The sequence below is a fragment of the Vreelandella subglaciescola genome (genome assembly GCF_900142895.1).
GTDB lineage: Bacteria > Pseudomonadota > Gammaproteobacteria > Pseudomonadales > Halomonadaceae > Vreelandella > Vreelandella subglaciescola.
In genome coordinates this window covers 1309735-1334908 of the sequence record NZ_LT670847.1, presented here as the reverse complement: position 1 = coordinate 1334908, position 25174 = coordinate 1309735, and the positions used below count along the sequence as shown (strand labels likewise).

Here is a 25174-nt window from a genome sequence, read left to right as displayed (position 1 = left end):
GGAAAGCGGCATGAATGGCAAGGCACTTGGCGAACGGCGCTTAACGGCTAGCCAAGTTTGTGGGGAACCACCTCGTGGCCCTGCGCCTTGTAGCGCTGCCAGCAGGCGCGTTTGGCCATGAGGACGTCCTGGTGCTGGTTGATGATCTCGGCCACCCGGGCGTAGCGCTCGAACCCTTCGGGAATCTCGGGGTGCAGGTTCAACAGTGCGGTGTCGCCCCGGGGCACGGGTAGCGCCTGCCAGCCGAGCGTCACGGGGACGCTCGCGGCCATATCGCTGTCTTCCAGCGCGTGGGGCAGGTAGGCATCGGGGCGAAAGTCCCAGAGCGCGGCGTCGGCCTGCTCGGCCAGTGCGCGGTCGGCGCAGTGCAGGTGCAGGCGGTAGCCCTTGCGCCAGATGGTTTCCGCCAGCCTGCAGGCAAACGCCAGGCGCGCGTCGAGGGTGGTATCTTGCAGAATGTAAAAGTCGATGCGCGCCATAAAGGCCCCTGCATTGTTGCCTGTCGCGCTTAAACCAGCCGCGTCAGCCAGCCGTGGGTGTCTTCGCTACGGCCGTACTGCAGGTCCAGCAGTTTGGTGCGCAGGCGCTTGGCCACGGCGTTGTCGCCGCCGGCGGACAGGCGAATACGTTCGTCTTCGGTAACCAGCTCGCTGACCGGGGTGATGACCGCGGCCGTGCCGCAGGCAAAGACTTCGGTGATCTCGCCGGACTCGGCACCTTCGCGCCATTCGTCGAGGCTGATCGGGCGCTCTTCCGGCGTCAGGCCTTCGTCGCGTGCAAGCGTCAGCACCGAGTCGCGGGTCACGCCTTCGAGAATGGTGTCGGTCAGGCGCGGGGTGACAAGCCGGCCGTCCTTGAACACGAAAAACAGGTTCATGCCGCCAAGCTCTTCGATCCAGTGGTTTTCCGCCGCGTCGAGAAACGCCACCTGGCTGCAGCCCTGAGCATCGGCCTGCTTTTGCGCGGCAAGCGAGGCGGCGTAGTTGCCGCCGCATTTGGCAAAGCCGGTGCCGCCGGGGGCGGCGCGCTTGTAGTGGCTGGAAAGCCAGATCGAGACCGGCTCGACGCCGCCCTTGAAGTAGGCCGCCGCCGGGGAGGCGATGACGTAAAAATCCACCTCGTGTGACGGACGTACACCCAGAAACGCCTCGGAGGCGATCATGAACGGGCGCAGATAAAGGCTGCACTCGTCGGACGCGTCGGCGGGGGTGGGTACCCAGGCGTGATCCTGTGCCAGCAGCGCCTTGAGCGCGCCGATAAAGTCGTCGTCGGAAAGCTCCGGCAGGGCGAGGCGGCGGGCGCTACGGCGAAAACGTTCGGCATTTTTTTCCGGACGGAAGGTCCACACCGAGCCGTCGGCGTGGCGGTAGGCCTTGATGCCTTCGAAAATTTCCTGGCCGTAGTGCAGCACCGCGGCAGCCGGATCGAGAGTCAGCGGACCGTAAGGGCGTACGCCATGTGCGTGCCAGCCGGCATCCTGCGTCCAACGGATATGCACCATGTGGTCGCTGAAGTGGATGCCAAACCCGGGTGCGTCGAGAATGTTGTCGCGGATGTTATCGGCCGTCGGCTGATTGGACGGCTGGGTCTGAAACGTGGCTGAGGGCACGGGTATATTCTCCGCTAAAACCAGCGTGTTGGCGCCGGCGTGAAAAGACTGACGTGAAAGTGGGGCGTGAAAGCTGAATGTATAGCCACCAATGGCGGGCGCTAACGCCCGCCAGGGCATTCTATATTAGCGCTCGCTGGGTTCTACGTCAGCATCGTTTTGCCGATCCAGCAGGTACTGGGTCAGAAGCCCGACCGGACGGCCGGTGGCGCCTTTCTGCTTGCCCGAATGCCAGGCGGTGCCGGCGATATCGAGGTGCGCCCAGGGGAAGCGGTCGGCAAAGTGCGACAGAAAACACGCGGCGGTAATGGTGCCCGCCGGTGCGCCGCCGATGTTGGCCAGGTCGGCGAAGTTGGAGTCCAGCTGCTGCTGGTATTCGTCCCACAGCGGCAGATGCCAGGCGCGGTCCCAGGCAGTTTCACCGGCGTCGAGCACGTCCAGTGCGATATCATCATCGTTGGACAAAAGCCCGCTGGCGTGGTGGCCAAGGCCGGTGATCACCGCACCGGTGAGCGTGGCGATATCCACCACGCTTGCCGGTTCAAAGCGTTCGGCGTAGGTCAGCGCGTCGCACAGCGCCAGGCGGCCTTCGGCGTCGGTGTTAAGCACTTCGACGGTCAGCCCCTTGAGCGTGGTGACGATGTCGCCGGGCTTGGTGGCGGCGCTGCCGGGCATGTTTTCCGCCGCGGCGACGATAAACACCAGGTTCAATTTGGGACGAATGCCGAGCACCGCCCGGGTTGTGCCGAAGACGCTGGCCGCACCGCCCATGTCGAATTTCATTTCATCCATGCCGGCGCCGGGCTTGAGCGAAATGCCGCCGGAGTCAAAGGTGATGCCTTTGCCCACCAGCACGTGGGGCGCCTCGTCGGGGTCGTCGGCGCCGCGGTAGTGCATCACGATCAGCCGTGTGGGCTCGACGCTGCCGCGCCCCACCGAGAGCAGCGAACCCGCGCCGAGGGCTTCCAGCGCGTCTTCGTCGAGGACCTCGGCGGTGAGCGCGCCGCCGGACTCTGCCGCCAGCACCTCGGCCTGTTCGGCGAGGTAGCGCGGCGTACAGACGTTGCCGGGCAGGTTGGCCAGCGTACGGGTGTAGTTGATGCCGTCCCCGATGGCGAGCCCTTCGCGCGCGCCGTCTTCGATGCGCCGGGCGTCGTCGCTGTCCCGGGCGGTCAGCGTCAGCCGTTTGAGACTGGGCAACGGCGCGGGGCTCGATTTGAACTGGTCAAAGCGGTAGCCGGCACGGACGATGGCCTCGAGTGTCTTGCGCGCTTTCCAGGCGCTGTCGCGCTCGTCAAGCGGCACGTCGGTAAAGGCGATGACGGCGTCGTCGGCAGGCAGCTTGATCAGCGCCTCGCAGGCGGCGTCGAGCGCTTTGAGAAATGCGGCTTCCCGGCATTTTTTCCGTTCGCCAAGGCCGACCAGCATCAGGCGCGCGGTGCAAAGCCCCGGCGCAAAGGGCACCATCAGCACGTTGCCAAGGGCGGCGTCAAAGTCGCCGCGTTCCACCAGCTGACCAATCAGCCGCTCGCTGGCGTCGTCCAGTTTGGCGGCGGCGGGCAGCAGCTCGCCGTCCTTGAACACGGGCACCACAACGCAGTCGGTTTCGGCTTTGGCGGGGTTGGCAGTCTGAACGGAAAATTGCATGGCGTCTCCAAACAAGACAAGCATTGTGAGAATCGGGATAATGCCCCCAGTGTACCCAAGCCATGGGCGCATTGCATGGCAACCTGCGAGACTGGCCGGAGACCGCGTTGATTTTATTTCGCTACCTAACCCGCGAAGTGCTGCTCACCATGTCGGCGGTGGCTGGCATCCTGCTGCTGGTGATTATGGGCAGCCGTTTTATTCGCTATTTTGCCAACGCGGCAGAAGGCGATTTCCCTGTCACCATCCTTGGCAACCTGATGCTGTTTCATCTGCCGGGATTTATGGAGCTGGTGCTGCCGCTGGCGTTTTTTCTGGGCATTCTGCTGGCCTATGGTCAGCTTTACATGAACAGCGAAATTACCGTCATGGTCGCCTGCGGCATCAGCCCGCTGAGGCTGCTACAAATCACGCTGCTGCCCTCGGTGGTGGTCGCCGTACTGGTGGGCCTGTGCAGCGTATGGTTGACGCCCTGGGGCAGCATGCTCAACGAAGAAATCATCCAGGAGCAGCGCAGCCGGCTGGATGCATCAATACTGACACCCGGGCGCTTTCAGGAATTCGGCGAGGGGCGAACGGCCTATATCAGCGGGTTTTCCAGTGACGGCAAGCAGATGCAAGATGTTTTCGTCCATGAGCTGGGCAACCGCGGTCAAGATATGCCCAACTACGTTACCCGGGCTGCGCAGGGCTATCAGGAAATTCGTGACGAAACGGGCAGCCGCTTTCTGGTCCTCGAGGAAGGCGACCGCTTTGGGGTGACGCCGGGCGAGAACCGCGCCGAGCATCTGGCCTTTGAGCGCTATACCATTCGTCTGGGGCTGAGCGGTGATCGCCGTGAGCTGGATGCCGCAGAATACCGCAGTACCGCGGCGCTGTGGCAAAGCGATGACCCCGCTGCCAAGGCACAGTGGCAGTGGCGGGCCGGGCTGCCGCTGATGGTGTTTGTGCTGGGGCTGATAGCGCAGCCCTTATCCAAGGTGAATCCGCGTCAGGGGCGCTTTGCCAAGCTGTTGCCCGCGGTGTTTCTGTACGTGGCTTATCTAAGCTTGCTACTGGCCGCGATGGACGCCATCGACGCCGGCACGCTGCCTGCCGCACTCGGCGTATGGCCGATTCACGGCGTGTTTCTGGCGTTAGGCCTGGGGCTGTTATGGCACTCGCAACGCAAGGGGATGCGCTAATGCTGATGGATCGATTGGACCGCTACATTGCGCGCACCGTGCTGGCGTCAATTATCGTGGTGCAGGCCGTGCTGCTGGGGCTTGATTTCATTATTGCCTATATTGACGATCTGGGTGACGTGCAGGGCGCTTACAGCAGCCTGGACGTGCTGCTGTATCTGGGGATGCGGCTGCCCTGGCGGTTTTATCAATACGCGCCGGTGGCGGTGCTGATCGGGGCGCTGATAGGGCTTGGTAGCATGGCCTCCAGCAACGAGCTGACCGTGATGCGCGCGGCAGGGCGCTCGCTTTCACGCATCGTCTGGGGCGTCATGAAACCCGTGTTGCTCGTCGTGGTAGCCGTGCTTTTTGTGGCGGAGTTTGTCAGCCCGCGCACCGAACAGTTTGCCGAAGCCTGGCAGTTTGAGCAGCGCATGGGCGAGGGCGCCTTGCTGACCAGCCGCAGCGCCTGGCAGATCGAAGATGATCGGGTGTACCGCTTTGGCGCCATCCGCGCCGATGACGTGGTGCTGGATCTGCTGCGCTACCGCTTTGACGACCGTCGGTTGATCGAGGCGTCCTACGCCGAGCGCGCCTATTGGGAGAACGGCGAGTGGCGTTTGGCCAATGTGTCCACCACGCGCTTTTACCCCGAGCGTACCGAAACCGAGCACCATCAGAGCGAGACCTGGGGCACGGCGTTGACGCCCATGCAGCTTGAGCGGCTGCTGCGCGATATTGCCAGTCAGTCACCCAGCGAGCTTTACGCCTACGCCCGCTTTCTTGAATCTCAGGGGCGTAATGCCGAGCAGCCGCTGCTGTACTTCTGGCAGAAAATGCTGCTGCCGCTGACCATGGGTTCGCTGGTGCTGATTGCCGCCTCGTTCGTGTTCGGGCCGTTGCGCACCGTGGCCGCCGGTACGCGGGTGTTTTACGGCGTGATCACCGGGCTGATCTTCAAGTACACCCAGGATTTGCTCGCCCCTGCCTCGACGATTTTCGGCTTTTCCCCGGTATGGGCGGTGCTGGTGCCGACCCTTGTCTGCGCGGCTGCGGGACTGTTTCTGCTGCGCCGCAACGGCTAGGTGCTGCCCGAAAAGTGCCTGCGCTCGACGATTTTTCGCACAGCCCCTGGTTCGCTTTTGTTAAAGAGACTTTCATGACCCAACGACGTTTTACCCAGCTGGATAGCGTAACGCCGGCCGCCTTGCCCAGGCGGCTGGCGGCGATGCTTTATGACGGCTTTTTGGTGCTGGCCATCTGGCTGGTGGTGGCGGTGGCGCATCTGGCGTTCATGCGCTTTGTGCTGGGCCACAGTGCCGAAAGTATCGGTACCGGCAGCCTGGCCGTGGCCACGCTGCGCCTGCTGTTGGTGTGTTCGACGGCGGCCTTTTTTACCTATTGCTGGCGCCGCGCCGGCATGACGCTGGGCATGCAGGCCTGGCGGGTGCGGGTGCAAACGCTGGATGGCGGCCCGATTAGCCTGTTTCAGAGCCTGATGCGCTGCATGGTGGCCTGGGTGTCGCTGGCCGCACTGGGGATGGGGTACTGGTGGGTGCTGTTTGATGCGGAAAAACGCAGCTGGCCGGATCTCGCCTCCGATACGCGCACTGTGGTATTGCCCAAGGCGGGGAAAAAGCAATAGGTGGCGTTATCACTTGCAAAGATGTATGGGAATCATTTACATTGGTGGCATGTCTTGTATGAGGTGTTGCCATGTATGTTTGCGTGTGCAAAGGAGTAACCGACCACCAGATTCGGCGTGAAGTGGATGACGGCGCGCGCAGCTGGCAAGACGTTCGCGACGCGACCGGGTGTTCCACCCAGTGCGGCAAGTGCGTCTGCGTAGCGAAGTCCGTCACCCGCGAAGCGCTCAGTGAGGCGCGCGCCGAGGCCAGTATGGGGCTTTCTTACGCCGTCTGACGCGAATCTATCTTGTTATATTTAGCGTTAGCAACGTGATGATTCGTTTAAGTTTTTTGTTTTTTAGCCTATACTTCCAGACATCCTGGGAGTCGGCTTTGTTGTGCCTGTAACTCCTGGTTGATCGCGTCTGGATGCGTCCAGGCCTGATCCGCATTGTTTGCGGCATTGCCGTGGGCAGTGTTCCATCAAGCATTTTTGGCATTGTCGCGGGCAATGCCCAACCAAAAGGTGGTGTCATGAAAGGCGATCCGAAAGTTATCGAGCATCTTAATATTGCGCTGGGCAACGAGCTGGTGGCGATCAACCAGTATTTTTTGCACGCCAAAATGTACAAGGACTGGGGCCTCAAGGCGCTGGCCAAGTGGGAATACGACGAATCCATCGAAGAAATGCAGCACGCCGACAAGCTGATCGAGCGCATCCTGTTCCTCGAGGGCATTCCCAACCTGCAGGATCTGGGCAAGCTGCACATCGGCGAGAACGTCAAGGAAATGCTCGAGTCCGACCTGAAAATCGAGCACGACGGCCGTAACGACTACATCGAAGCCGTGACCTACGCCGAAAGCGTCAAGGACTACGTCACTCGCGACTTGCTGCGCGACCTGCTGGCCGACGAAGAAGACCATATCGATCACATTGAAACCGAGCTGGGCCTGATCGAGAAAGTGGGTATCCAGAACTACATGCAGCGCCAGATGCAAATGGCCGGCGACGAATAAACGCCGTCGACAGGGTAGCGTGATGCTGAAACGGGCAGGCCATATGACCTGCCCGTTTTGCTGTGCCGTTTGTTGTGCTATGCAGCGCGTCTTGCAGTTTACTGCGCCGTTTATTTGTTCACGACGCCGCAGGCAGCGCGGGTGCCGCCGCCGCCCAGGTGCGGCTCGTCGGAGTAGTTGTCACCGCCGGCGTGAATCATCAGGCTGCGCCCGCTCATGTCTTTAAGACTAAGGCGCGGCGCCAGCGTAGGCAGGTTGGCTTCGCCGTTTTCATTGACGGCGAGTACCGGCAAATCACCGAGGTGGCCATCGCCGTAGGGGCCCTGGTGGGTCTCGGTAGACTCGGGGTCATAGTGGCCGCCGGCAGACAGGGCGGCGACGGTATCACCGCTGTCGTTGTCGTCCGCTTCGCAGCTGGCGTTCTGGTGGACGTGGAAGCCGTGAATGCCGCTTTCAAGCCCTTCAAGCGTTGGCGTGAGCAGCAGCCCGTGGTCGGTTTGCTCAAGTGTCATGGTACCCAGAGAATCGCCGACGCCATCGGCGCTGACGCTGTGCATGTCAACGTCCAGCGTATCGGCGGCGTGGGCCGAGGCGGCCAGCAGCAGCGAGGCGGCAATACCGGTAAACGGTGCGGTGTAGCGCATGGTGATTTCTCCTTGCGGATGTTAAGCGACCCGCTAGCGGGCAGGCCAAGAGGTAATCTTCTGCCTTTGAGCCTAGCAAAATTTTGCGCCGTGACCCAATGACGCACCTGGATAACCCCCCATGTTCACAAAGCGTTCTTTATTAGCGCCGGCAGTTGGCCGGCTCGACGGCGTGGATGACATCTTGACGCCAAGCCGCGACAATAGCGCCCTGTTTTGCAGGAGGCGCCCATGCCGCCATTGACACTCCTTTATCAGGATGAACACCTGGTTGCCGTGCACAAGCCGTCGGGGCTTTTAGTGCATCGTTCGGCGCTGTCGCGCGGTGAGACCGAGTTTTTGCTCCAGCGGCTGCGCGACCAGATCGGCCAGCGCGTCTACCCGGTGCATCGGCTTGACCGGCCGACGTCCGGGGTGATGGTGTTTGCGTTGTCGTCCGCGGTGGCCGCCCGCCTGTGTGAGGCATTTAGCGAGCAACGGGTCGACAAGCGCTACCTGGCGGTGGTGCGCGGCGCGGCCCCCGAGCACGAATGGCTGGAGTACGCGCTGCGCGAAGAAGACGGCATTCGCCCCAAGGCCGAGATGCCTGCGATGCCGGCGGCCACCGAGATTACCCGACTGGATAGCGTCGAGCTGCCGGTACAGGTCGACCGCTACCCCAAAGCGCGCTACTCGCTGGTGGAGGCGCGGCCGCTGACCGGACGACGCCACCAGATCCGCCGGCATCTGTCGCGGCGCGGCTATCCGATCATTGGTGACGCCCGGCACGGCAAAGGCGTGCACAACCGCTTTTTTGCCCAGCGCCTCGAGGCACCACGGCTGCTGCTGGCGGCCACGCAGCTGGTCTTTGAACATCCGCTGCTGGGCCAGCGCATCGAACTTGAGTGCGCGCTGGATACGCCCATGCAAGCCCTGTTCCAGCGCTTTGGCTGGGCCGGCCACCTGCCGCTTGACCGCCAGCGCGTCTTGCCAAACGCGCCGCCCCTTAAATCAACCGCGAGCTTGATATGACCCAGACCCCTGCCGATAGCGATATGCCCTCCAGTGATTATGCCCTGCGCTTTGGCGGCATTCGCCGGCTTTACGGCGCGCGCGCCGCCGAGGCGTTTCGCCACGCGCACGTAGTGGTAGTGGGCGTGGGTGGTGTGGGCAGCTGGACGGTCGAGGCGCTGGCGCGCTCGGGGGTCGGCAAGCTCACCCTGATCGATCTGGATGACGTCTGTATCTCCAACGTCAACCGCCAGCTCCACGCGCTTGACGGCACCGTAGGGCGTCCCAAGGTCGAAGTGCTGGCCGAGCGCTGCCGGCTGATCGCCCCCGAGATCGAGGTCGTCGCCGATACCGCCTTCGCCACGCCCACCAACCTTGACGAACGCATCCCGCGGGAAGCGACCCACGTAGTCGACGCTATCGACAGCGTAGTGGCCAAGGCCGCGCTGATCGCCTGGTGCAAACGCCACAAAATGCCCATCACCGTGACCGGCGCGGCGGGCGGGCAAACCGACCCGACGCGCATTCGGGTGGCCGATTTGACCCGCACCCTGCACGATCCGTTGCTTTCCCGGGTGCGCGCGCGGCTACGCCGCGACTTCGGCTTTTCGCGCAACCTCAAGCGTCGCTTTGCGGTGGAGTGCGTGTATTCCGAGGAACAGCTGACCTACCCGGCGCCCGACGGCGAGGTATGCAAGCAAAAGCCGGCCAGCGGTGAGTCCACGCGGCTGGACTGCGAAAGCGGCTTTGGCGCCGCGACGTTCGTGACCGGTACCTTCGGCTTTGTTGCCGCCTCGCAGGTGCTGGCGCGCCTGGCCAAAAAAGCCCGGGCGTCGCACGCGGCGGCCTCCGGCAGTTCATCAACCCCGTCAGGAGAGACAACGTAATGCCCCCCGTTCCCGGTATTTATCGCCACTACAAAGGCGCGCTGTATGAAGTGCTGGGCAGCGCACAGCACAGCGAAAATGAAGAGACACTGGTGGTCTACCGCGCGCTTTACGGCGAATACGGCCTGTGGGTGCGCCCGCTTGCCATGTTTACTGAAACGGTCGAACAAGACGGGCAAACCCGGCCGCGTTTTGCCCTGGAAAAAGCGTTCTAGCGTTGTCTGCCGATACCCGATATGCCCCCACAATCAAGGACCTTTCCCATGAAAATAAGCTTCTGGAAGCGGCTGGCCATTTACTTTGTGCTTTCCATCATCGTGATGGCGCTGATGAGCTTCTTTGCTGACGACAGCGACGCCCGAGCGAGCGTTCAACCGGCGGCCGGTGCGCAGCCGCTGGCTTCTAGTACGTTGTGCTATTGCCACGCCATCGGCCGGTGAGGTGCATAGGGTTGAGCAAAATGTGCATAGATTTTTAACCATGACGATCCGACAACAACAATGATTCGGAGAACGCAATGAGTGAAACGGTGCATGCCCACCAGCAGGCGGGTAATCTCTGGACATCCAGGCTGGCGTTTATTATGGCGGCTGCGGGCTCTGCCGTGGGTCTGGGGAATATCTGGAAATTCCCCTACATTACCGGTGAGAACGGGGGCGGTGCTTTTGTACTGGTGTATCTCGCCTGTATCTTCCTTATCGGCGTGCCGGTGCTTATCGCTGAAATCATGCTCGGCCGCCGGGGCGGGCAGAGTCCGATTGCCACCATGCGCACGTTGACGCAAACCGAGGGCACAGCTAAAGGCTGGCGCATCATCGGCTGGAATGGCGTGGTGGCGTCGTTTCTGGTGCTGTCTTTCTATGCGGTGATCGGCGGCTGGGCGCTGGTGTACATCGGCAAGGCGGCGGTCGGGATGTTCGTGGGTGCCGATGCAGAGGCCATTGGCGGGCAGTTCAATAACCTGCTGGCGAATCCCTGGGAGCTGTTGCTCTGGCATTCTGTGTTCATGGCTATCGTGGTATTTATCGTGGCGCGGGGGATTCGTTCAGGCCTTGAAAAAGCGGTCGGCATACTGATGCCGATGCTGTTTCTATTGCTTATCGTGATGGTGATTTACGCCATGAACAGCGGCAGCTTTGGTCGCGCCGTTGAGTTCATGTTTTCACCGGACTTTAGCCGCCTGACGACCGAGGGCGTCTTGATCGCCCTTGGCCATGCGGCTTTCACGCTGAGTATCGGTATCGGTGTGTTGATGGCTTATGGGTCCTATTTGCCGAAAAACATCAACATTGCCCGAACCGCCATGACCATCGCCGTGCTGGATACCGGCGTGGCGTTGCTGGCGGGGCTGGCTATTTTTCCGCTGGTGTTTGCCAACGGTCTGGAACCCGGCGCCGGGCCAGGGCTTATTTTTGTGACGCTGCCGTTGGCCTTCGGGCAGATGAGCGGCGGTATTATATTTGGCACTCTCTTCTTTGCCTTGTTGCTGGTGGCGGCCATTACCTCAGCCATCTCCATGCTGGAACCCGTGGTGGAATGGCTTGAGGAACATAAAGGCGCCAGCCGAATTAAAAGCGCGCTGGGTGGTGGAATCGCTGTTTGGTTCATTGGCATCGGCACGGTGCTGTCTTTCAACGTGTGGGGCGAGGTGTATCCGCTGGGCTTCATGGGTTTCTTCGAAGGCAAGACGGTATTCGATCTGCTGGATTTTCTGGTCTCCAACGTCCTGATGCCTCTCGGTGGGATGGCTATTGCCCTGTTTGCCGGATGGGCCGTCACGCGGGATGGATTGGCTGAAGACATTGGTCTGCAAGGCGGCGCCTTCAACGCCTTTATGCTGATACTCAAGTTCGTGACGCCTGCCGGTATCGCCACTGTGTTTCTGTATAACCTGCTTTGAATAGTCTGAACGTTCAGCTTTGCTTGGCCGCAATAAGCGCACGAAACAGCGACCCCATCAGCACCGGCGTATCGCAGCGTACGGCAAAGCCCGCGCCGCTGAGTAACGGCGTCGCCTGGCGGGTGATGTCGGTGGCAATGGCTGAGGTGACGGCGTTGAGCAGGCGGCGCCCGGTGCCGGCGGGGCGGTGATCAGGCTGGAACTTGTCCAGCAGGCACAGCTGGCCGTCGGGCTTGAGCACGCGATGCGCCTCAGCAAGCCCTTGTGCGGGGTCGGGCATCACCGCGACGATAAAGTGCATCACCACCACGTCAAAATGCGCGTCGGGGTAGTCAAGCGCCTCGGCGTCCATCACGCGGCAGTTGGCATCGCGGCGCAGGTGAGTCGCGCGTTTGGCGGTGCGCTTGATCATCGCCGCTGACAGATCGGTGGCGTGCAGCTCGATATTGCTCGGTAGAAACGGCAGATCAAGCCCCGTGCCGGCGCCCACCAGCAGCACGCGCATACCCGCTTCCCAGTCCACCTGAGCCAGCGCCGCTTCGCGCGGCTTTTGCAGCACACGTCCGGCTATCGCGTCATACAGCGGCGCGTAGGCGGTGTAGCGCAAGCGATTCCACGCGGTGGTATTAAACATGACGGGCTCCGGGTAACGCATGAAGGTGGGCGTTAAGCGTGACCCACCGGCTGAGTCTAGTCTAGAGTTGTGGGAGCCGTCGTGGAGAACGCTATGAAAAACGTTGCAGCAAACCCATCAACGATGCGGGTCAGGGAGTTTTAATGAGTAGCGTATGTTTTTCACGCCTTGCCGCTGATGAAGCCCAAACCGAGGCCGGGCGCTGGTATGCGGTGAATGATGGGGTCATGGGCGGCGTATCGAAAAGCGGCTTTCACGTCGCGGAGGGCGAAGGGCGCTTTGTGGGTGAAACCTCGCTGGACAACGGCGGCGGGTTTGCCTCGGTGCGCCGCGAACCCGAGGCCTTTGAACGCACGCTGGCTTCTGCCGAGGGTATCGCCCTGCGCGTATATGGCGACGGGCGCACCTATCAGCTGCGCCTGAAGAGCCACACACTGGGGGATACCAGCGCCTACCGCGTGGCGTTTACCCCGGACGCAGGGGAATGGCAAACCCTGCGCTTCGGGTGGGGCGAGTTTGAAGCCGTGCACCGCGGTAAGCGTCTGGTTCAGGCGCCGGCGCTGTCGCCCGAGACGATTTATCAGCTCGGCCTGTTGATTGCCGACCGCCAAGCCGGAGCGTTCTGTCTGCGCCTGAGCCACATTGAAGCGATAGCGTAAGGCCGGCAGGCGCCACCAAAGTCGTCTCGCGTGTGGTTTCGGGTTCAGCGAAGCTTGATGAAACGCACAGGAGATACTCGTGAAACTTTCCGCCGCCTATCGCCTTGCCGCCACCGTACTCCACGGCTTTGACGAATATCGCACGCGCTTTCAGGCCATTACCGGCGACGCCCGCCGGCGCTTTCGCGACGCCGCCTGGCAGGAAACCCAGCAGGCCAACGCCGGGCGTATCAACCTGTACAAAGAGAAAGTCGACGACACTCTGGGGCGCCTGCAGCGCACCTTCAATCAGGACGTGCTGGCCCACTGTGACTACTGGCGTGAAGCGCGCAGCCGCTACGCCGAGCTAATCAGCCATCGGCTGGACTACGAACTGGCCGAGACGTTTTTCAACTCGCTGTTTTGCTCGATCTTTCATCACCGCCACATCCGCAACGACTGGATGTTTGTGTACAGCTCTCGGGAAGATGCCCCGCGCCGCTCGGGCATTGAGCTGTGCCGGCGCCAGTCGGTCAATGACGACTGGCAGGCCGCGCTGGTTTGGGCGTTAACCGAGGCACCGCTGGACAATCCATTCGCCGACGCGGAAGAAGACGCCGCGCTGGGTGCCGAATTTTTGCGCGAGCACCTGCCCGACGCTATTTTGCAGGCAGAAAATGCCGAGATCGAGCTGCTGCACAGCGTGTTCTACCGCAACAAGGGCGCGTATCTGGTGGGGCGCATTCGCGGCGGCGGCGAGCAGGTGCCGCTGATCCTGCCGGTGCTGCACGGCGAGGACGGCGAGGAACGCAGCGGCATCGCTTGTTTGCATCTGGATACCGTGCTGATCGAACCCGACGAAGTCTCGATTCTGTTTTCGTTTACCCGCGCCTACTTTCAGGTCGACGTGCCGGTACCTAACGAGTTCGTGGGCTACCTGCAGACGTTGATGCCGCAAAAATCCGAAAGCGAACTGTACGCCGCCATCGGTTTTTTCAAACACGGCAAGACTGCGTTTTTCCGCGCGCTCAATCATCAGGTGGCCCGGCGCGACGACCGCTTTATCATCGCGCCGGGGGTGCGCGGCATGGTGATGGCGGTATTTGTGCTGCCGTCGCACCAGACGGTGTTCAAGATCATCAAGGACAGGTTTGATCCGGCCAAGGACGTGACCCACGATCAGGTGCGCGAAAAATATCGCCTGGTCAAACGCCACGACCGCGTGGGGCGCATGGCCGATACTCAGGAATTCTCCAACTTTATTGCCCGCCAGGATCACTTTGACCCCGACTGCCTGGCGCACCTGCTCGAAGTTGCACCCTCCACGGTGGCGCTGAAAGGCGACAAGGTGATTATCCGCCACTGCTACACCGAACGCCTGATGACGCCGCTCAACCTTTACCTGAAAGACTGTGACGAAGCCGAGCAGCTGACGATTCTCAAAGACTACGGCAATGCCATCAAACAGCTGGCGGCGGCCAACATCTTTCCCGGCGATATGCTGCTGAAAAACTTTGGCGTCACCCGCCACGGGCGCGTGATTTTTTACGATTACGACGAAATCAGCTACCTCACCGACTGCCATTTTCGCGCGATTCCCAAGCCGAGCCACCCCGAGCAGGAACTCGCTGGCGAGCCGTGGTTTTCAATCGGCCCGAACGATATTTTCCCCGAAGAATTCGGGCCGTTCCTGATCGCCAACCCCACCCGCCGCGAGCAGTTTTATCGCCTGCACCCGGAAATTTTCGACCCGGCCTACTGGCAGGGCCTGCAGCAGGACATTCGCGCCGGCCGGGTGATCGACGTTTATCCGTATCGCAACAAACAGCGGTTTAACGGCGCCCGGGCGGCGCTGATACACTGAGTGCTTTCGACCCAAAAGCGAGGACGACATGACCCAGACGCCGCATCTGGTGGTGTTCAGCGGTTCGGGCATCAGCGCTGAAAGCGGCATCGAGACGTTCCGCGCCAGCGACGGCCTGTGGGCAAACCACGCCGTTGAAGACGTGGCCACGCCCGAGGGCTTTCGCCGCGACCCCGGCCGCGTGCTCGAATTTTACAACCGCCGCCGCGAGCAGGTGCGCCGTGCCCGGCCCAACGCTGCGCATAAGGCGCTCGCCGGGCTTGAGCAGGCCGGGTTTCGCGTCAGCATCATCACCCAGAATATCGATGACCTGCACGAGCGCGCCGGCTCTAAAAGCGTGTTGCACCTGCACGGCGAGATTTTAACCGCCCGCTCAAGCGTCGATGCGCGCATGCGCTATCCGCTGCCCAGGGGCGGCATTGCGCTGGGTGACCTGTGCGACATGGGCAGCCAGCTGCGCCCCGACGTGGTCTGGTTCGGCGAGCCCGTGCCGTTGTTTGACGAGGCCTGTGCGCTGGTCGAAGAGGCGGATTTTCTGCTGGTGGTAGGCACGTCGCTGGCCGTTATGCCGGCGGCGTTGCTGCTTGACTACCTCAACGTGGAGGTTCCCTGCGCGCTGGTGGACCCCAACGCCCGTGCGTTAAGCCCGCCCGGCGTGCAGCCGCTCAGCGCGACCGCGGGCGAGGGCGTGCCCGCGCTTACCCGCCAGTGGCAGCGCGAGGGTCAATTAGCGTTGGTCCGCGAGGCCGGATGAAAACCACGCCTTCATCACGTTGGTGATTTTTTGCAGGTCGTTTTCGCTAGTGATGTAGGCGGGCATGGTGTACATCCAGCGGCCGAAGGCGCGCAGCCAGACGCCGCGTTCCCGGGCAAACTCGCGCACGCCGTCAAGCGCGCTAGCGTCGTGGACTTCGATCACCGCGGCGGCGCCGAGCACGCGAACGTCGGCCACGGCGTCACAGGCGTTAAGTGCGGCGTCGTCCTTCAGCTCGCGGGTTAATACCTCGCTCAGCCGGGCGATCTTGCCCAGATAGTCGTCTTCCTCAAACACCCGCAGGCTCTCGAGCGCCACGCGGCAGGCCAGCGGATTGCCCATAAAGGTGGGGCCGTGCATAAAGGCGTGGATGTCGCTGTCGCCCCTGAAGGCGTCGTGGACGCGGTCGGTGGCAAGCGTCGCGGCGTGGCCGATGTAGCCGCCGGTCAGCCCCTTGGAGAGCACCATGATATCCGGCGTCACGTCGGCGTGGTTGGCGGCAAACAGCTTGCCGGTGCGGCCAAAGCCGGTGGCCACTTCATCAAATACCAGCAGCACGTTGAACTCGTCGCATAGCGCGCGGGCGCCGCGCAGGTAGTGCGGCGAGGTCATGTTCAGCCCGCCGGCGGCCTGCAGCAACGGCTCCATCAGCAGCGCGGCAATTTCGTGATGGTGGCGCTCGAGCACTTCGCGCAGGGCGGCAAGGTCGCCCTCGACGTCGTCGGGGGCAGCATCAAAAGGGGCGGTTGGCGCCGGGGCGAAGTGGTGCTGTGGCAAAAGCGGGCTGAACAGCCGGTGCATGCCGTTGTCCGGGTCGCACACCGCCATGCAGCCGCTGGTATCGCCGTGGTAGCCGCGCTTGAGTGCCAGCATGCGCGTCTTTTCCGGACGATCGGTGAGGATGTGATACTGCAGCGCCATTTTCATCGCCACTTCCATGCCCACCGAACCGCTGTCGATGAAAAACACGTGGTTCAGCCCCTCGGGCGTAATGCGCACCAATTCACGGGCAAGCTGCTCGGCGGGGTCGTGGGTAAGCCCGGCGAGCATCACGTGGCACAGCGTTTGCGCCTGGTCGGTAATGGCCTGAACAAGGCGCGGGTGACGATAGCCGTGGATCATGCACCACCACGAGCAGCAGGCGTCGAGCAGCCACTCGCCGCCTTCCAACTCGAAGTAGGCGCCGTCGCCGCCGACTACCTTGGGTGGTTTAGGGGCCGGGTTGGAGGAATGGTTCAGGCGCTGGTAGGGGTGCCAGACGGGGGAAGTCATTGCAGTTCCTGTAAGGTCAAATACGTTGATGCCGCCTCGGCGGAGGGCGCTTTAAGGTGAGGAATAATGCCCAGACAGGGCGCGCCCAGCTTGCGCTCCAGCAGCTCAAGGTTGGCAGTGAAGCGCGGCGTGTCGGCGCTGAACGCGGGGTCAATCGCGCTGCCCACCCAGCCGACAAGCCTGAGGCCGTCGGCGGCGATAGCTTCGGCGCTGAGCCGGGCGTGATTCAGGCAGCCAAGCGTCAGCCCCACGGTAAGGATCACCGGCAGCTTGAGCCCGGCGGCCAGCTCAGAAAAATCCTCATCGGCGTTGAGCGGAACCCGCCAGCCGCCGGCGCCTTCTACCAGAGTAAAATCTCGCGGCGTCTGTTTTAGGGTTTGCCTGAGCGCATCAATAATGGCGGCGGCGCTGAGCGGGCGGCCGGCCTCTGCGGCGGCCAGATGCGGGGCAATGGCCGGAGCAAAGGCAAACGGATTGACGGTGCTATACGCTACCGGCGGGGCACTGTGCGCCTGCAGCGCCAGCGCGTCGGCGTTGCGCAGCCCGCTTTCGGTTACGTCGCTGCCCGAGGCCACGGGCTTTAACCCGAGGGTGGAGTAATCGCGGCGCCGCGCCGCATAGAGCAGCGCGCTGGTCACCAGCGTTTTGCCCGCATCGGTGTTGGTGCCGGTAACAAAATAGGTGCTCATGGCAGTTACTCCGGGGTTGATGGCCGTTCCAGCGTCAGCGTCAGGCAGCGGTAACTGACCGGCAGCCCCTGCGGGGTGCGGCGCGTTTCCAGCCGGGCGGCGGCGGCCTCGACGTCGCGGCGAGTCAGCGCAGCGCTGGAACTGGGACGCGGCACCTGTGCGCCCACGCCCTTGATCGAGGCCATCACCGCGCGCATATCGGGGTAGTAGTAGCGTTCGCGGTGCTCGCATTGGCGCACCACATCAAGCCCGGCGGATTCGGCGGCGCGGCCATAGTGGGCGGCGCTTTTATAAGCCAAAAGCGCCTCGGGGCGCTGCCAGGCAAAGGCGATTTCTTCGAGCGTGCCGGCAAGCAGCGTGGTGATAACCGCCCGCCCGCCGGGGGCGAGCACCCGGGAAAATTCGGCCATCACGGCGTCCATATCGGTGCACCACTGCAGCGCAAGGCTGGAAAACACCAGCCCGATACTCGCGCTCTCAACGGGCAGCGCGCCGGCATCGCCCTGGCGCCAGTCAACGCGGGTCGGGCGGTTTCGTGCCTGATCCAGCATGCCGGGGGCGATATCCACGCCGATAACGCGGGCGGCCGGGTAGCGCTCGGCCAGGCGCTGGGTCCAGTAGCCGGTGCCGCAGCCCACGTCCAATACGCTTGACGCGTTAGTCGGGAGCGCCTGCCACAGCCCCTCGCCGATGCGCTGCTGAGCGGTGGCCAGCTCGTCGTAGCGCGGCGCGGCGCGAGAAAACGCCCGGGCAACCCGCGCCTGCCAGTCGGTCGTTAGCGGTGTATCGCGTTGCAAAGCAAGCGTGGTCATGATGCCTCCACGGGGCGCGTGGTCATACCGGCGGCTAGCCGGTGAAGCACCTCAACCAGCGCGGCGGGCTGAGACACCATCGGGCAGTGCCCGGCCTGGGTCAGTCGCGTGACAAGCCGCTCGGCCTGTGGTTCGGCGCCTAATAGCGGATCGTTTTTCCCCGCCAGATGCGTTACAGGGCAGGGCAAGGCGGCCAGCCGCTCGCGGTTATCCAGCGTGCTTAGCCAGCCAAGCCCCGCGGCAAGGGTGGCCGTATCTGCCGGCGGAGTGCTGCCCAGCAGGCTGCTCAGCTCACGAAAAGCCGCGCTGGGCGAAGGCTCGCCGCGAGTTTGCCAGCGCAAAAAATGCCGCCACGTTGCCGTGGGCGAGCGCTCAAAGGCGCGGGTGAAGTCGGCAAGGGCGTCGGGCGTGACGCCGCCCGCCGTGCAAAAGTGCGCGCCGGCGCCCAGCAGAATCAGCCCTTGCGGGGCGGGCAGATGCGCGGTCAGCGCAGTTGCTAAAAGCCCGCCGAGCGACCAGCCGACCCAAACGCTGTCTGGCGCCAACTTATCGGTCATGGCGTCAGCGGTGGCGGTCAGGCTGGCCGGTTCGACAAGCGCGGGCGTGGTGTCGGCCCGTGTTGAAGTTTCGTCCCGTGATAAAGAATACCCCGGCCAGTTGGGCGTAGTAACGTTGACGCCTTCCGGCCAATGTGGGGCGAGCGATTGCCAAATGCGCGAATCCACGCCCCAGCCGGAAAGCAGCGTCAAGCGTAACGCGGTACTCATGGCGCCACCTCGCGCTGGCACTGCGCAAGGCCATCGAGCAGCCGTGCAATATCGTGTTGGGTATGCCGCGCGCTGAGCGTAATGCGCAGTCGCGCCTGCCCCAAAGGCACGGTGGGCGGGCGAATAGCACCCACGGCAATGCCCGCACGCTCAAGGCTGGTGGCCCAGCGCAGCGTGCGCGCCTCGTCACCCAGCATCAGCGGCTGAATCGGCGTGGTTGAATCGGCCAGCGGCAGACCCAAACGCTGGGCTTCGCGGCGAAAGGTGGCGATGTTGGCGTTAAGGCGGGCACGGTGTTCGGGTTCACTGCGCACAATCTCAAGCGCTTTGAGAGTAGCGCTGGCCACTGCCGGCGGCTGGGCGGTGGTGTACACGTAGCTACGTGCGAACTGGGTGACGTGGTCGATCAGCGCGGCGTCTCCGGCGACAAAGGCGCCGCCGGTGCCCAGCGCTTTGCCCAGCGTGCCGACCAATACCGGCACCTCAGCACTGCCCATGCCTTCGCTACAGCCGCCGCCGTGCTCGCCGAGCACGCCGATGCCGTGGGCGTCGTCGATCATCAGCCAAGCTTGGTACCGGCGGGCCGCGTTGGCCAGTGCGTGAACGTCGGCGACGTCGCCGTCCATGCTGAACACGCCGTCGCTGACGATCAGCCGGTGCGCGGCGCGGCTGCGGGCAAGCAGGCGCTCCAGATCGCTGCTGTCGCGGTGATGAAAACGCCGGGAACGCGCGCCGGCAAGCGTCGCACCGTCGATCAGCGAGGCGTGATTGAGGCGGTCTTGAAACACCGCTGTCTCGCCGTCGGCCAGCGCCTGAAGCACGCCGAGGTTGGTCATGTAGCCGGTGGAAAACAGCAATACCCGTTCGCGGCCGAGCCACTCGGCCAGAGCGTTTTCCAGCGCCTCGTGGACGGCCAAATGGCCGCTAACCAGATGCGAAGCGCCTGCGCCTGCGCCAAAGCGGCGTGCGCCCACGGCCGCGGCCTCGGCGACGCGCGGATCCAGCGCGAGCCCCAGATAGTCGTTGCCGGCAAAATCCAGCGCCGCGCCGTGGTTAACCCGCCGGCGGCGCCAGCGCTGGGCGCCTTCGCGCTCATGGCGCGCGGTGGCCAGGCGTTCGGGCCAGGGCGTTGTGTTCGCTACTGATTCGGACGCTGTTGCAGAGACGGGCTCAGGCACTGGCATCCACCGCTAAGGCGTCGGCTTTGGCCGCATGCGCCTGCCGAGCAAGGCGTTCGTCGTGAAGCGCTTCGCTTTCGCAGGTCTCGCGGGTTTCGGGGTGCAGCCCGAGTTTGGCAAACAGCGCGCGGTCGAGGTCGGCCTGGGGGTTGTCGGTGGTCAGCAGTTTGTCGCCGTAAAAGATCGAGTTGGCCCCGGCCATGAAGGCCAGCGCCTGAGTGGGCTCGCTCATGTTCTCGCGCCCGGCGGAAAGGCGCACATGGCTTTTCGGCATCATGATGCGCGCTACAGCAATGGCGCGGACAAACTCCAGCGGGTCCATGTCTTCGACGTTTTCCAGCGGCGTGCCCGGCACCTTGACCAGCATATTGATGGGCACCGACTCCGGGTGCGGGGAGAGGCTGGCCAGCTGTTGCAGCAGCGCGCTGCGGTCGCGATCGCTTTCGCCCATGCCCAGAATCCCGCCGGTGCACACCTTCATACCCGCGCCGCGCACGTGGTCGAGGGTTTCCAGCCGTTCGCCGAAGGTGCGGGTGGTGATGATCTCGCCGTAGTACTCCGGCGAGGTGTCGAGGTTGTGGTTGTAGTAGTCAAGCCCGGCCTCGGCCAGCCGGCCAGCCTGAGCGTTGTCCACGCTGCCCAGCGTCATGCAGGTTTCAAGCCCCAGCGTCTTCACCTGGCGGACCATTTCCTCGACCGCCGGCATATCGCGCTCGCGGGGGCTTTTCCAAGCCGCCCCCATGCAGAAGCGGCTCGCGCCGGCTTCCTTGGCGGCGCGCGCCTGGGTCACCACCTTGTCCACCGCCATCAGTTTTTCCTTTTCCAGCTGGGTATTGTAGTGGCCGGACTGGGGGCAGTATTTGCAGTCTTCGGGGCAGGCGCCGGTCTTGATCGACAGCAGCGTGGAGATTTGCACCGCGTTGGGCTCGAAGTGTTCGCGGTGTATCTTCTGAGCGTCAAACAGCAGGTCGTTGAACGGCAGGGTGAACAGGGCATTGATCTGTTCAAGGGTCCAGTCATTGCGTGGCGCGGCGGTCTCGGTCATGTGTCAACCTTATATGTTTTTTAAGTTGACGGGACTTTAGCGATGCGACGTATTTCATGTCAACCCGAAAAAATAAAATGGTTTACATGGTGGGCGTCAACAAGGGCGCGGCGTCGTCACGCGGCGGCGGCTGCTTTATACTGCACGCTTTATGACAAGCAGCGGGAGCGCACATGCAGCGTGAGGAACATCCTCAGCCGGTACGCGGCGAGTTCAAGGCGCGGGGCAGCTTTGTGGTGCGCTGTGATGAGTGCAACCTGCCGGCGCTGAACTGCCTGTGCCCGTATCGAGTCAGTGCCAAAAGCCGTGCTCAGATATGGTTGATTACCCACCGCATGGAGCACTACAAGCCGACCAATACCGGCCGGCTGATTGGCGATGTGCTGGAGGAGACGCGGGTGTTTACCTGGCACCGCACCGATCCCGACCCAACGCTTCTGGCGTTGCTGGATGATTCGCGCTACGCGCCCTTTGTGGTGTTTCCCGACGACCAGCCCGACTACGATAGCGGGCGCGTGGTGGGCATTGACGCGGTAACAGGCGCGCAGGCGGCGGGTAAAGTGGCGGTGTATATCCTGCTGGATGGCACCTGGCGTCAGGCGCGGCGGATTTTTCGCAAAAGCCCCTATCTGGATCGATTGCCGGTACTGCCGCTGCGCACCACACGCGAAACCCGCTATCGGCTGCGCAAACCGGCCTCCATCGATCACCTGTGCACGGCGGAAGTGGCCGCAGAGCTTCTACGCCAGGGCGGCGACGCCAATGCCGCCGACGTGCTCGACGACTACTTTGATGCCTTCAACCAAAGCTACGCGGCCAGCCGTGGCCACCGTAAGATCGAAACGCCAAGCCCCGCCATGCAGCGGCTGCTGGCGCGGCAACATCTTGTTCAGGAGTGAAAAATAATGCGGTATTTCGAGCGTTTTAATCGACTTTTCCCCGTGTGGGCGGTGCTGTTGGCCGTGGTGGCCGCAGTGGTGCCCGATTGGTTTACAGGGTTGGCGGGGCAGATCAAGCTGCTGCTGATGGTGATCATGTTCGCGATGGGACTGACGCTCTCGGGCAGTGATTTTGCCCGCGTGGTGAAATCTCCCGCGCCGATTGCGGTTGGCGTGGTCTTGCAGTTTTTGATCATGCCGCTGGCGGCATTGGCCATCTCCCGCGTGCTTTCCTTGTCGCCGGAACTGACCGTGGGAATGGTGCTGGTGGGGGCTACCGCCGGCGGCACATCGTCCAACGTCATGACCTGGCTTGCCGGCGGGCGGGTCGCGCTGTCGGTCTCGATGACGATGGTCTCGACGCTGATTTCCGTGGTGGCCACGCCGCTTTTAACCCTGCTACTGGTCGGGAAAAGTGTGGATGTGCCGGCCGCGGGGATGCTTTTGAGTATCGCGCAGCTGGTGGTCGGCCCCATTGTGATGGGCGTTGTGGTGCATCATCTGCTGGGCAAGCGCATCAAGGCGGTAGAGCCTGCGCTAGCGAGTTTGGCGATGCTCTCCATCGTGTTGATTATTGCCATTGTGGTGGCTTTGAATGCAGATCGTTTGGCCACGCTGGGCCCGATTGTGGCGCTGGCTGTCATTGCCCACAACGGCGTGGGGCTGGCGGGCGGCTATGCGTTGGCGAAAGCCATGCGCTTTGATGAGCGTACCGCCCGCACGATTGCCTTTGAGGTCGGGTTGCAAAACTCTGGCCTGGCCGTCGCGCTTGCCAACCAGTTTTTCACCGCCGGCGCGGCCTTGCCGGGAGCGCTTTTCTCGGTCTGGCATAACGTTTCCGGCTCTTTGCTCGCCGGGTGGTGGAAGCGCCGCCCCTTGTCAGGAGAAGGCGAGTTGGCGGGAGAAACGTCGCGTCCTGTGACTCGCTAGAACGGGCTATGGCCGCCTGCGGCGCAGGGCGGTGGCAATCCACTGCCAGCGGTTGATCAGCAGGGCGAGAAAGATCAGCCCGCAGCCGCCCAGCTGCAGAGCGGTCATGGTTTCGCCATACCAGAGGGCGGCGAACAGCGCCGTCCAGACCGCTTCGAGCATCAGGATCACCGAGGCGTGGCTGGGCGTGGTCAGGCTTTGGCCCTTGATCTGCAGGAAAAACCGCAGCGCGCTGGCGAGAATGGCGCTGGACAGAAACCAGCCCCAAATCGCCGGGGTGAGGGCATAGGCGCCGTGCTCAAAAGCAAACGAGGCCGGCGTGAGCACAAGGCCAACCACCAGCAGCTGCAAGGCGGTGAGCGGCAGCGCCGGCAGGTGGCGCACCACGCGGATGTTGACGTTGATCAGCAGCGCAAAGCACGCCGCCGAGCAGAGCATGAACAGCTGCCCCGCTTCGAGCCGAAAGCCGGTATTTAACGACAGCAGGGCAAAGCCCAGTAGCGCCACCGGCATGGCGACCCAGGTGGTGCGCGGCGGTTGCTCGCCGAACAGCAGGCGCGCCACGACCGGCACCATCAGAATGCCCAGGCTGTTGATAAAAGCGCTTTCGCCCAGGTGGTGCGAATGCGCCAACCCCAGCACCCAAAAGGCAATGGCGGCGCTGAACAGCAGGCCGACCAGCAGCCCGCGCCGCAGTGCCGCCGCAGATAGTCGGCGCAGCCCCGGCCAGGCAAAGCCTGCGAGCAGGACGCCGGCGAGCAGAAATCGCGTGCCGATAAAGCCGATGGGCGGCATGCCGGCCAGGGTTTCCTTGGAGAAAATCCAGCCGGCGGCGGCAATCAGCGTGACGAGCAGCAGCAGGGCATCAGCCTGCCAGGAGGCACGCGCGTGGTTCACGCCTCCCCGCCAAACAGCGCGCCGGCGATGCGAAAGCCGGCGATCCAGGTGCCGGCGGCCGAGCCGAGGGTAGCGAATAAAAACACCAGCAGCGTGCGCGAAACGCGGTTTTTCCACCAGCCTTTCAGCTGGGTGACGTCGTGGCGCAGCGTGGCGAAGTCGCGCACCTTGGGCCGGCGCATGTAAAGCTCGACGCCGGCAGCGACAAAGCCCGCACCGATGGTCGGGTTCAAGGAAGTCAGCGGGGCGGCGACAAACGTCGCCAGCACCGTTACCGGGTGTGCCAGGGCGATAATGGTAGCGCCGGCGGAAAGCACGCCGTTGATCAAAAACCACTCGCTGACCAGCTGCCAGCCCAGATCGGTATTGCGCGAAAAGCCGATGGCAAACCCGATCAACACCAGCGCGGATACCACCCAGGGCAGTGCCTTCCAGATTTTCGACGGCGCCGGCGTGGCCTCAAGGGTTTCCCGCTCTTCGGCAGGCGCCTGCGGCAGCGGTGCATCAAGGTGCTCGCCGGTGCCCTGCAGATGCCCGGCACCGATCACCACCAGCACGTGGCGATAGCGCCCGGGCGGCGCGGTTTCGGCCAGACGCAGCGCCATGTAGCGGTCGCGTTCGCGGATCAGCGGCGTATACAGGGCTTCGGATTCGGCGGCAAACTCGCTGAAGGTGGCTTCCAGCACGTCGCCTTCCTTGAGCTTTTCGATGTCCTCGGAGGAAATTTTCTGCCGCGAGAGCACGCTGCCCAGAAGCCCCGACAGCAGCCCGAAACGCTGCCACCAGGGCACGCTGTGATAGACCCGTTTGAGGGTGGTGCCGACGTCGCGGTCGATGAGCAACAAGGGCAGCTTGAGCCGCTCCGACTGCTCTACCGCGGCGCGCATTTCTGCGCCCGGCTGAATGCCCGACTGCTCGGCGATGCGCTGCTGAAAGGCCCCCAGCGCCAGGCTGGCCGCGACCATGCCGGCTTTCCCTTGCTTGAATACCTGAAACAGGTCCTGTTCGCCCATGGCGTCGGGCTGGGTCATGCTGTGGTGGCGCGCGGCGCACAGCTCGATGGCCACGGCGTCGAACTCACCGGTGGCCAGCAGCGCGTCGACATCGTCGGCGCTTTCCCGGGACACGTGGGCGGTGCCCAGCAGGGTGTATTGCGTGGCGCCTACGGTGACGGTTTTTAACGGCCCGCTGGTCGCAGGTAGCGCATTGGGCGCGGGTGACAGCACTTCATCTTCGCTCATGCAGGAGTCTCGATCGTCGGCAAATGAAAG

Annotated in this window: 28 protein-coding genes; 15 read left to right on the top strand and 13 right to left on the bottom strand. The window is 63.2% G+C overall.

All coding sequences use genetic code 11. The annotated features are described in order from the left end of the window. Positions 1 to 47: 47 nt before the first annotated feature. From B5495_RS06210 to B5495_RS06200, 3 genes are all read right to left on the bottom strand, one after another. Positions 48 to 479 (bottom strand): DNA polymerase III subunit chi, encoded by a 432-nt coding sequence (locus tag B5495_RS06210; RefSeq protein ID WP_079552212.1) that lies wholly within the window; start codon positions 477 to 479, stop codon positions 48 to 50. Between the two features lie 29 nt (positions 480 to 508). Next, positions 509 to 1609 (bottom strand): branched-chain amino acid aminotransferase, encoded by a 1101-nt coding sequence (locus B5495_RS06205; RefSeq protein ID WP_079554933.1) that lies wholly within the window; start codon positions 1607 to 1609, stop codon positions 509 to 511. 126 nt (positions 1610 to 1735) lie between these two features. Further along, a complete protein-coding gene (locus B5495_RS06200; RefSeq protein WP_079552211.1) occupies positions 1736 to 3256 on the bottom strand; it encodes a leucyl aminopeptidase in 1521 nt (506 codons plus the stop codon). Between the two features lie 107 nt (positions 3257 to 3363). Between B5495_RS06200 and lptF the strand changes: the two genes are divergently transcribed. From lptF to bfr, 5 genes are all read left to right on the top strand, one after another. Then, positions 3364 to 4440: an LPS export ABC transporter permease LptF gene (gene lptF, locus B5495_RS06195; protein ID WP_172824530.1), complete on the top strand. Its 1077-nt coding sequence runs from the start codon at positions 3364 to 3366 to the stop codon at positions 4438 to 4440. Beyond that, positions 4440 to 5504, top strand: a complete 1065-nt coding sequence (gene lptG, locus B5495_RS06190; protein ID WP_079552207.1) for an LPS export ABC transporter permease LptG — start codon at positions 4440 to 4442, stop codon at positions 5502 to 5504. Before lptF ends, lptG begins: the two co-directional genes overlap by 1 nt. A gap of 74 nt (positions 5505 to 5578) precedes the next feature. Next, a complete protein-coding gene (locus B5495_RS06185) occupies positions 5579 to 6064 on the top strand; it encodes an RDD family protein (RefSeq protein WP_079552205.1) in 486 nt (161 codons plus the stop codon). Between the two features lie 71 nt (positions 6065 to 6135). After that, positions 6136 to 6342, top strand: a complete 207-nt coding sequence (locus B5495_RS06180) for a (2Fe-2S)-binding protein (RefSeq protein WP_079552203.1) — start codon at positions 6136 to 6138, stop codon at positions 6340 to 6342. A gap of 239 nt (positions 6343 to 6581) precedes the next feature. Then, positions 6582 to 7064, top strand: coding sequence for a bacterioferritin (gene bfr / locus B5495_RS06175; protein WP_079552201.1), 483 nt, complete (start codon positions 6582 to 6584; stop codon positions 7062 to 7064). A 110-nt stretch (positions 7065 to 7174) separates the two neighbouring features. On the opposite strand, the gene sodC is transcribed toward bfr, so the two are convergent. After that, positions 7175 to 7708 carry a superoxide dismutase family protein gene (gene sodC / locus B5495_RS06170; RefSeq protein WP_079552199.1) on the bottom strand — a complete coding sequence of 178 codons (534 nt, stop codon included), beginning with the start codon at positions 7706 to 7708 and terminating at the stop codon, positions 7175 to 7177. 231 nt (positions 7709 to 7939) lie between these two features. Here sodC and B5495_RS06165 point away from each other — a divergent pair, with 231 nt between their 5' ends. The 5 genes from B5495_RS06165 to B5495_RS06150 all read left to right on the top strand — a co-directional run bounded on the left by B5495_RS06165 (position 7940) and on the right by B5495_RS06150 (position 11485). Next, a complete protein-coding gene (locus B5495_RS06165; RefSeq protein WP_079552197.1) occupies positions 7940 to 8719 on the top strand; it encodes a pseudouridine synthase in 780 nt (259 codons plus the stop codon). After that, positions 8716 to 9585: a tRNA cyclic N6-threonylcarbamoyladenosine(37) synthase TcdA gene (gene tcdA, locus B5495_RS06160; RefSeq protein ID WP_079552195.1), complete on the top strand. Its 870-nt coding sequence runs from the start codon at positions 8716 to 8718 to the stop codon at positions 9583 to 9585. Before B5495_RS06165 ends, tcdA begins: the two co-directional genes overlap by 4 nt. Beyond that, positions 9585 to 9800: a DUF1653 domain-containing protein gene (locus B5495_RS06155; protein ID WP_079552193.1), complete on the top strand. Its 216-nt coding sequence runs from the start codon at positions 9585 to 9587 to the stop codon at positions 9798 to 9800. Before tcdA ends, B5495_RS06155 begins: the two co-directional genes overlap by 1 nt. Before the next feature lie 48 nt (positions 9801 to 9848). Continuing rightward, positions 9849 to 10025 (top strand): hypothetical protein, encoded by a 177-nt coding sequence (locus B5495_RS14610; RefSeq protein ID WP_154045232.1) that lies wholly within the window; start codon positions 9849 to 9851, stop codon positions 10023 to 10025. 77 nt (positions 10026 to 10102) lie between these two features. Continuing rightward, entirely contained in the window at positions 10103 to 11485 is a 1383-nt protein-coding gene (locus tag B5495_RS06150) for a sodium-dependent transporter (protein ID WP_079552192.1), read from the top strand. 13 nt (positions 11486 to 11498) lie between these two features. On the opposite strand, the gene B5495_RS06145 is transcribed toward B5495_RS06150, so the two are convergent. Beyond that, entirely contained in the window at positions 11499 to 12119 is a 621-nt protein-coding gene (locus tag B5495_RS06145; RefSeq protein WP_079552190.1) for a class I SAM-dependent methyltransferase, read from the bottom strand. Positions 12120 to 12262: 143 nt separating this feature from the next. Here B5495_RS06145 and B5495_RS06140 point away from each other — a divergent pair, with 143 nt between their 5' ends. The 3 genes from B5495_RS06140 (at position 12263) to B5495_RS06130 (ending at position 15375) form a co-directional block, all read left to right on the top strand. Beyond that, positions 12263 to 12778, top strand: a complete 516-nt coding sequence (locus B5495_RS06140; RefSeq protein ID WP_079552188.1) for a CIA30 family protein — start codon at positions 12263 to 12265, stop codon at positions 12776 to 12778. A gap of 79 nt (positions 12779 to 12857) precedes the next feature. After that, positions 12858 to 14621 carry a bifunctional isocitrate dehydrogenase kinase/phosphatase gene (aceK, locus tag B5495_RS06135; protein WP_079552186.1) on the top strand — a complete coding sequence of 588 codons (1764 nt, stop codon included), beginning with the start codon at positions 12858 to 12860 and terminating at the stop codon, positions 14619 to 14621. Positions 14622 to 14649: 28 nt separating this feature from the next. After that, positions 14650 to 15375, top strand: a complete 726-nt coding sequence (locus tag B5495_RS06130; RefSeq protein WP_079552185.1) for an SIR2 family NAD-dependent protein deacylase — start codon at positions 14650 to 14652, stop codon at positions 15373 to 15375. Here B5495_RS06130 and bioA read toward each other — a convergent pair. From bioA to bioB, 6 genes are read right to left on the bottom strand one after another with little or no spacing between them, the layout of a single operon-like run. Continuing rightward, a complete protein-coding gene (gene bioA / locus B5495_RS06125; RefSeq protein WP_079552183.1) occupies positions 15349 to 16647 on the bottom strand; it encodes an adenosylmethionine--8-amino-7-oxononanoate transaminase in 1299 nt (432 codons plus the stop codon). The genes B5495_RS06130 and bioA overlap by 27 nt on opposite strands. Next, on the bottom strand, positions 16644 to 17336 hold the full coding sequence (gene bioD / locus B5495_RS06120; protein ID WP_079552181.1) for a dethiobiotin synthase: 693 nt from the start codon (positions 17334 to 17336) through the stop codon (positions 16644 to 16646). The genes bioA and bioD overlap by 4 nt, the downstream gene beginning before the upstream one ends. Positions 17337 to 17341: 5 nt before the next feature. After that, positions 17342 to 18148 (bottom strand): methyltransferase domain-containing protein, encoded by an 807-nt coding sequence (locus B5495_RS06115; protein ID WP_079552179.1) that lies wholly within the window; start codon positions 18146 to 18148, stop codon positions 17342 to 17344. Beyond that, entirely contained in the window at positions 18145 to 18915 is a 771-nt protein-coding gene (locus B5495_RS06110; RefSeq protein ID WP_079552177.1) for an alpha/beta fold hydrolase, read from the bottom strand. Before B5495_RS06110 ends, B5495_RS06115 begins: the two co-directional genes overlap by 4 nt. Continuing rightward, complete coding sequence (gene bioF, locus B5495_RS06105; RefSeq protein WP_231897242.1) at positions 18912 to 20093, bottom strand: 8-amino-7-oxononanoate synthase; 1182 nt, start codon at positions 20091 to 20093, stop codon at positions 18912 to 18914. The genes B5495_RS06110 and bioF overlap by 4 nt, the downstream gene beginning before the upstream one ends. Further along, a complete protein-coding gene (gene bioB, locus B5495_RS06100) occupies positions 20086 to 21138 on the bottom strand; it encodes a biotin synthase BioB (RefSeq protein WP_079552173.1) in 1053 nt (350 codons plus the stop codon). Before bioB ends, bioF begins: the two co-directional genes overlap by 8 nt. A 173-nt stretch (positions 21139 to 21311) precedes the next feature. Here bioB and B5495_RS06095 point away from each other — a divergent pair, with 173 nt between their 5' ends. Together B5495_RS06095 and B5495_RS06090 are read left to right on the top strand one after the other, a co-directional pair. Beyond that, complete coding sequence (locus B5495_RS06095; RefSeq protein ID WP_079552171.1) at positions 21312 to 22037, top strand: tRNA-uridine aminocarboxypropyltransferase; 726 nt, start codon at positions 21312 to 21314, stop codon at positions 22035 to 22037. Positions 22038 to 22043: 6 nt separating this feature from the next. Beyond that, the gene (locus tag B5495_RS06090; RefSeq protein WP_079552170.1) at positions 22044 to 23006 is read left to right on the top strand and encodes a bile acid:sodium symporter family protein; all 963 of its coding nucleotides are present in this window, start codon (positions 22044 to 22046) and stop codon (positions 23004 to 23006) included. Positions 23007 to 23012: 6 nt separating this feature from the next. Here the strand turns inward: B5495_RS06090 and B5495_RS06085 are convergent, their stop codons facing one another. Together B5495_RS06085 and B5495_RS06080 are read right to left on the bottom strand one after the other, a co-directional pair. Continuing rightward, positions 23013 to 23903: a DMT family transporter gene (locus B5495_RS06085; protein ID WP_079552168.1), complete on the bottom strand. Its 891-nt coding sequence runs from the start codon at positions 23901 to 23903 to the stop codon at positions 23013 to 23015. After that, positions 23900 to 25144 carry a TraB/GumN family protein gene (locus B5495_RS06080; RefSeq protein ID WP_079552166.1) on the bottom strand — a complete coding sequence of 415 codons (1245 nt, stop codon included), beginning with the start codon at positions 25142 to 25144 and terminating at the stop codon, positions 23900 to 23902. The genes B5495_RS06085 and B5495_RS06080 overlap by 4 nt, the downstream gene beginning before the upstream one ends. Between the last annotated feature and the right edge of the window lie 30 nt (positions 25145 to 25174).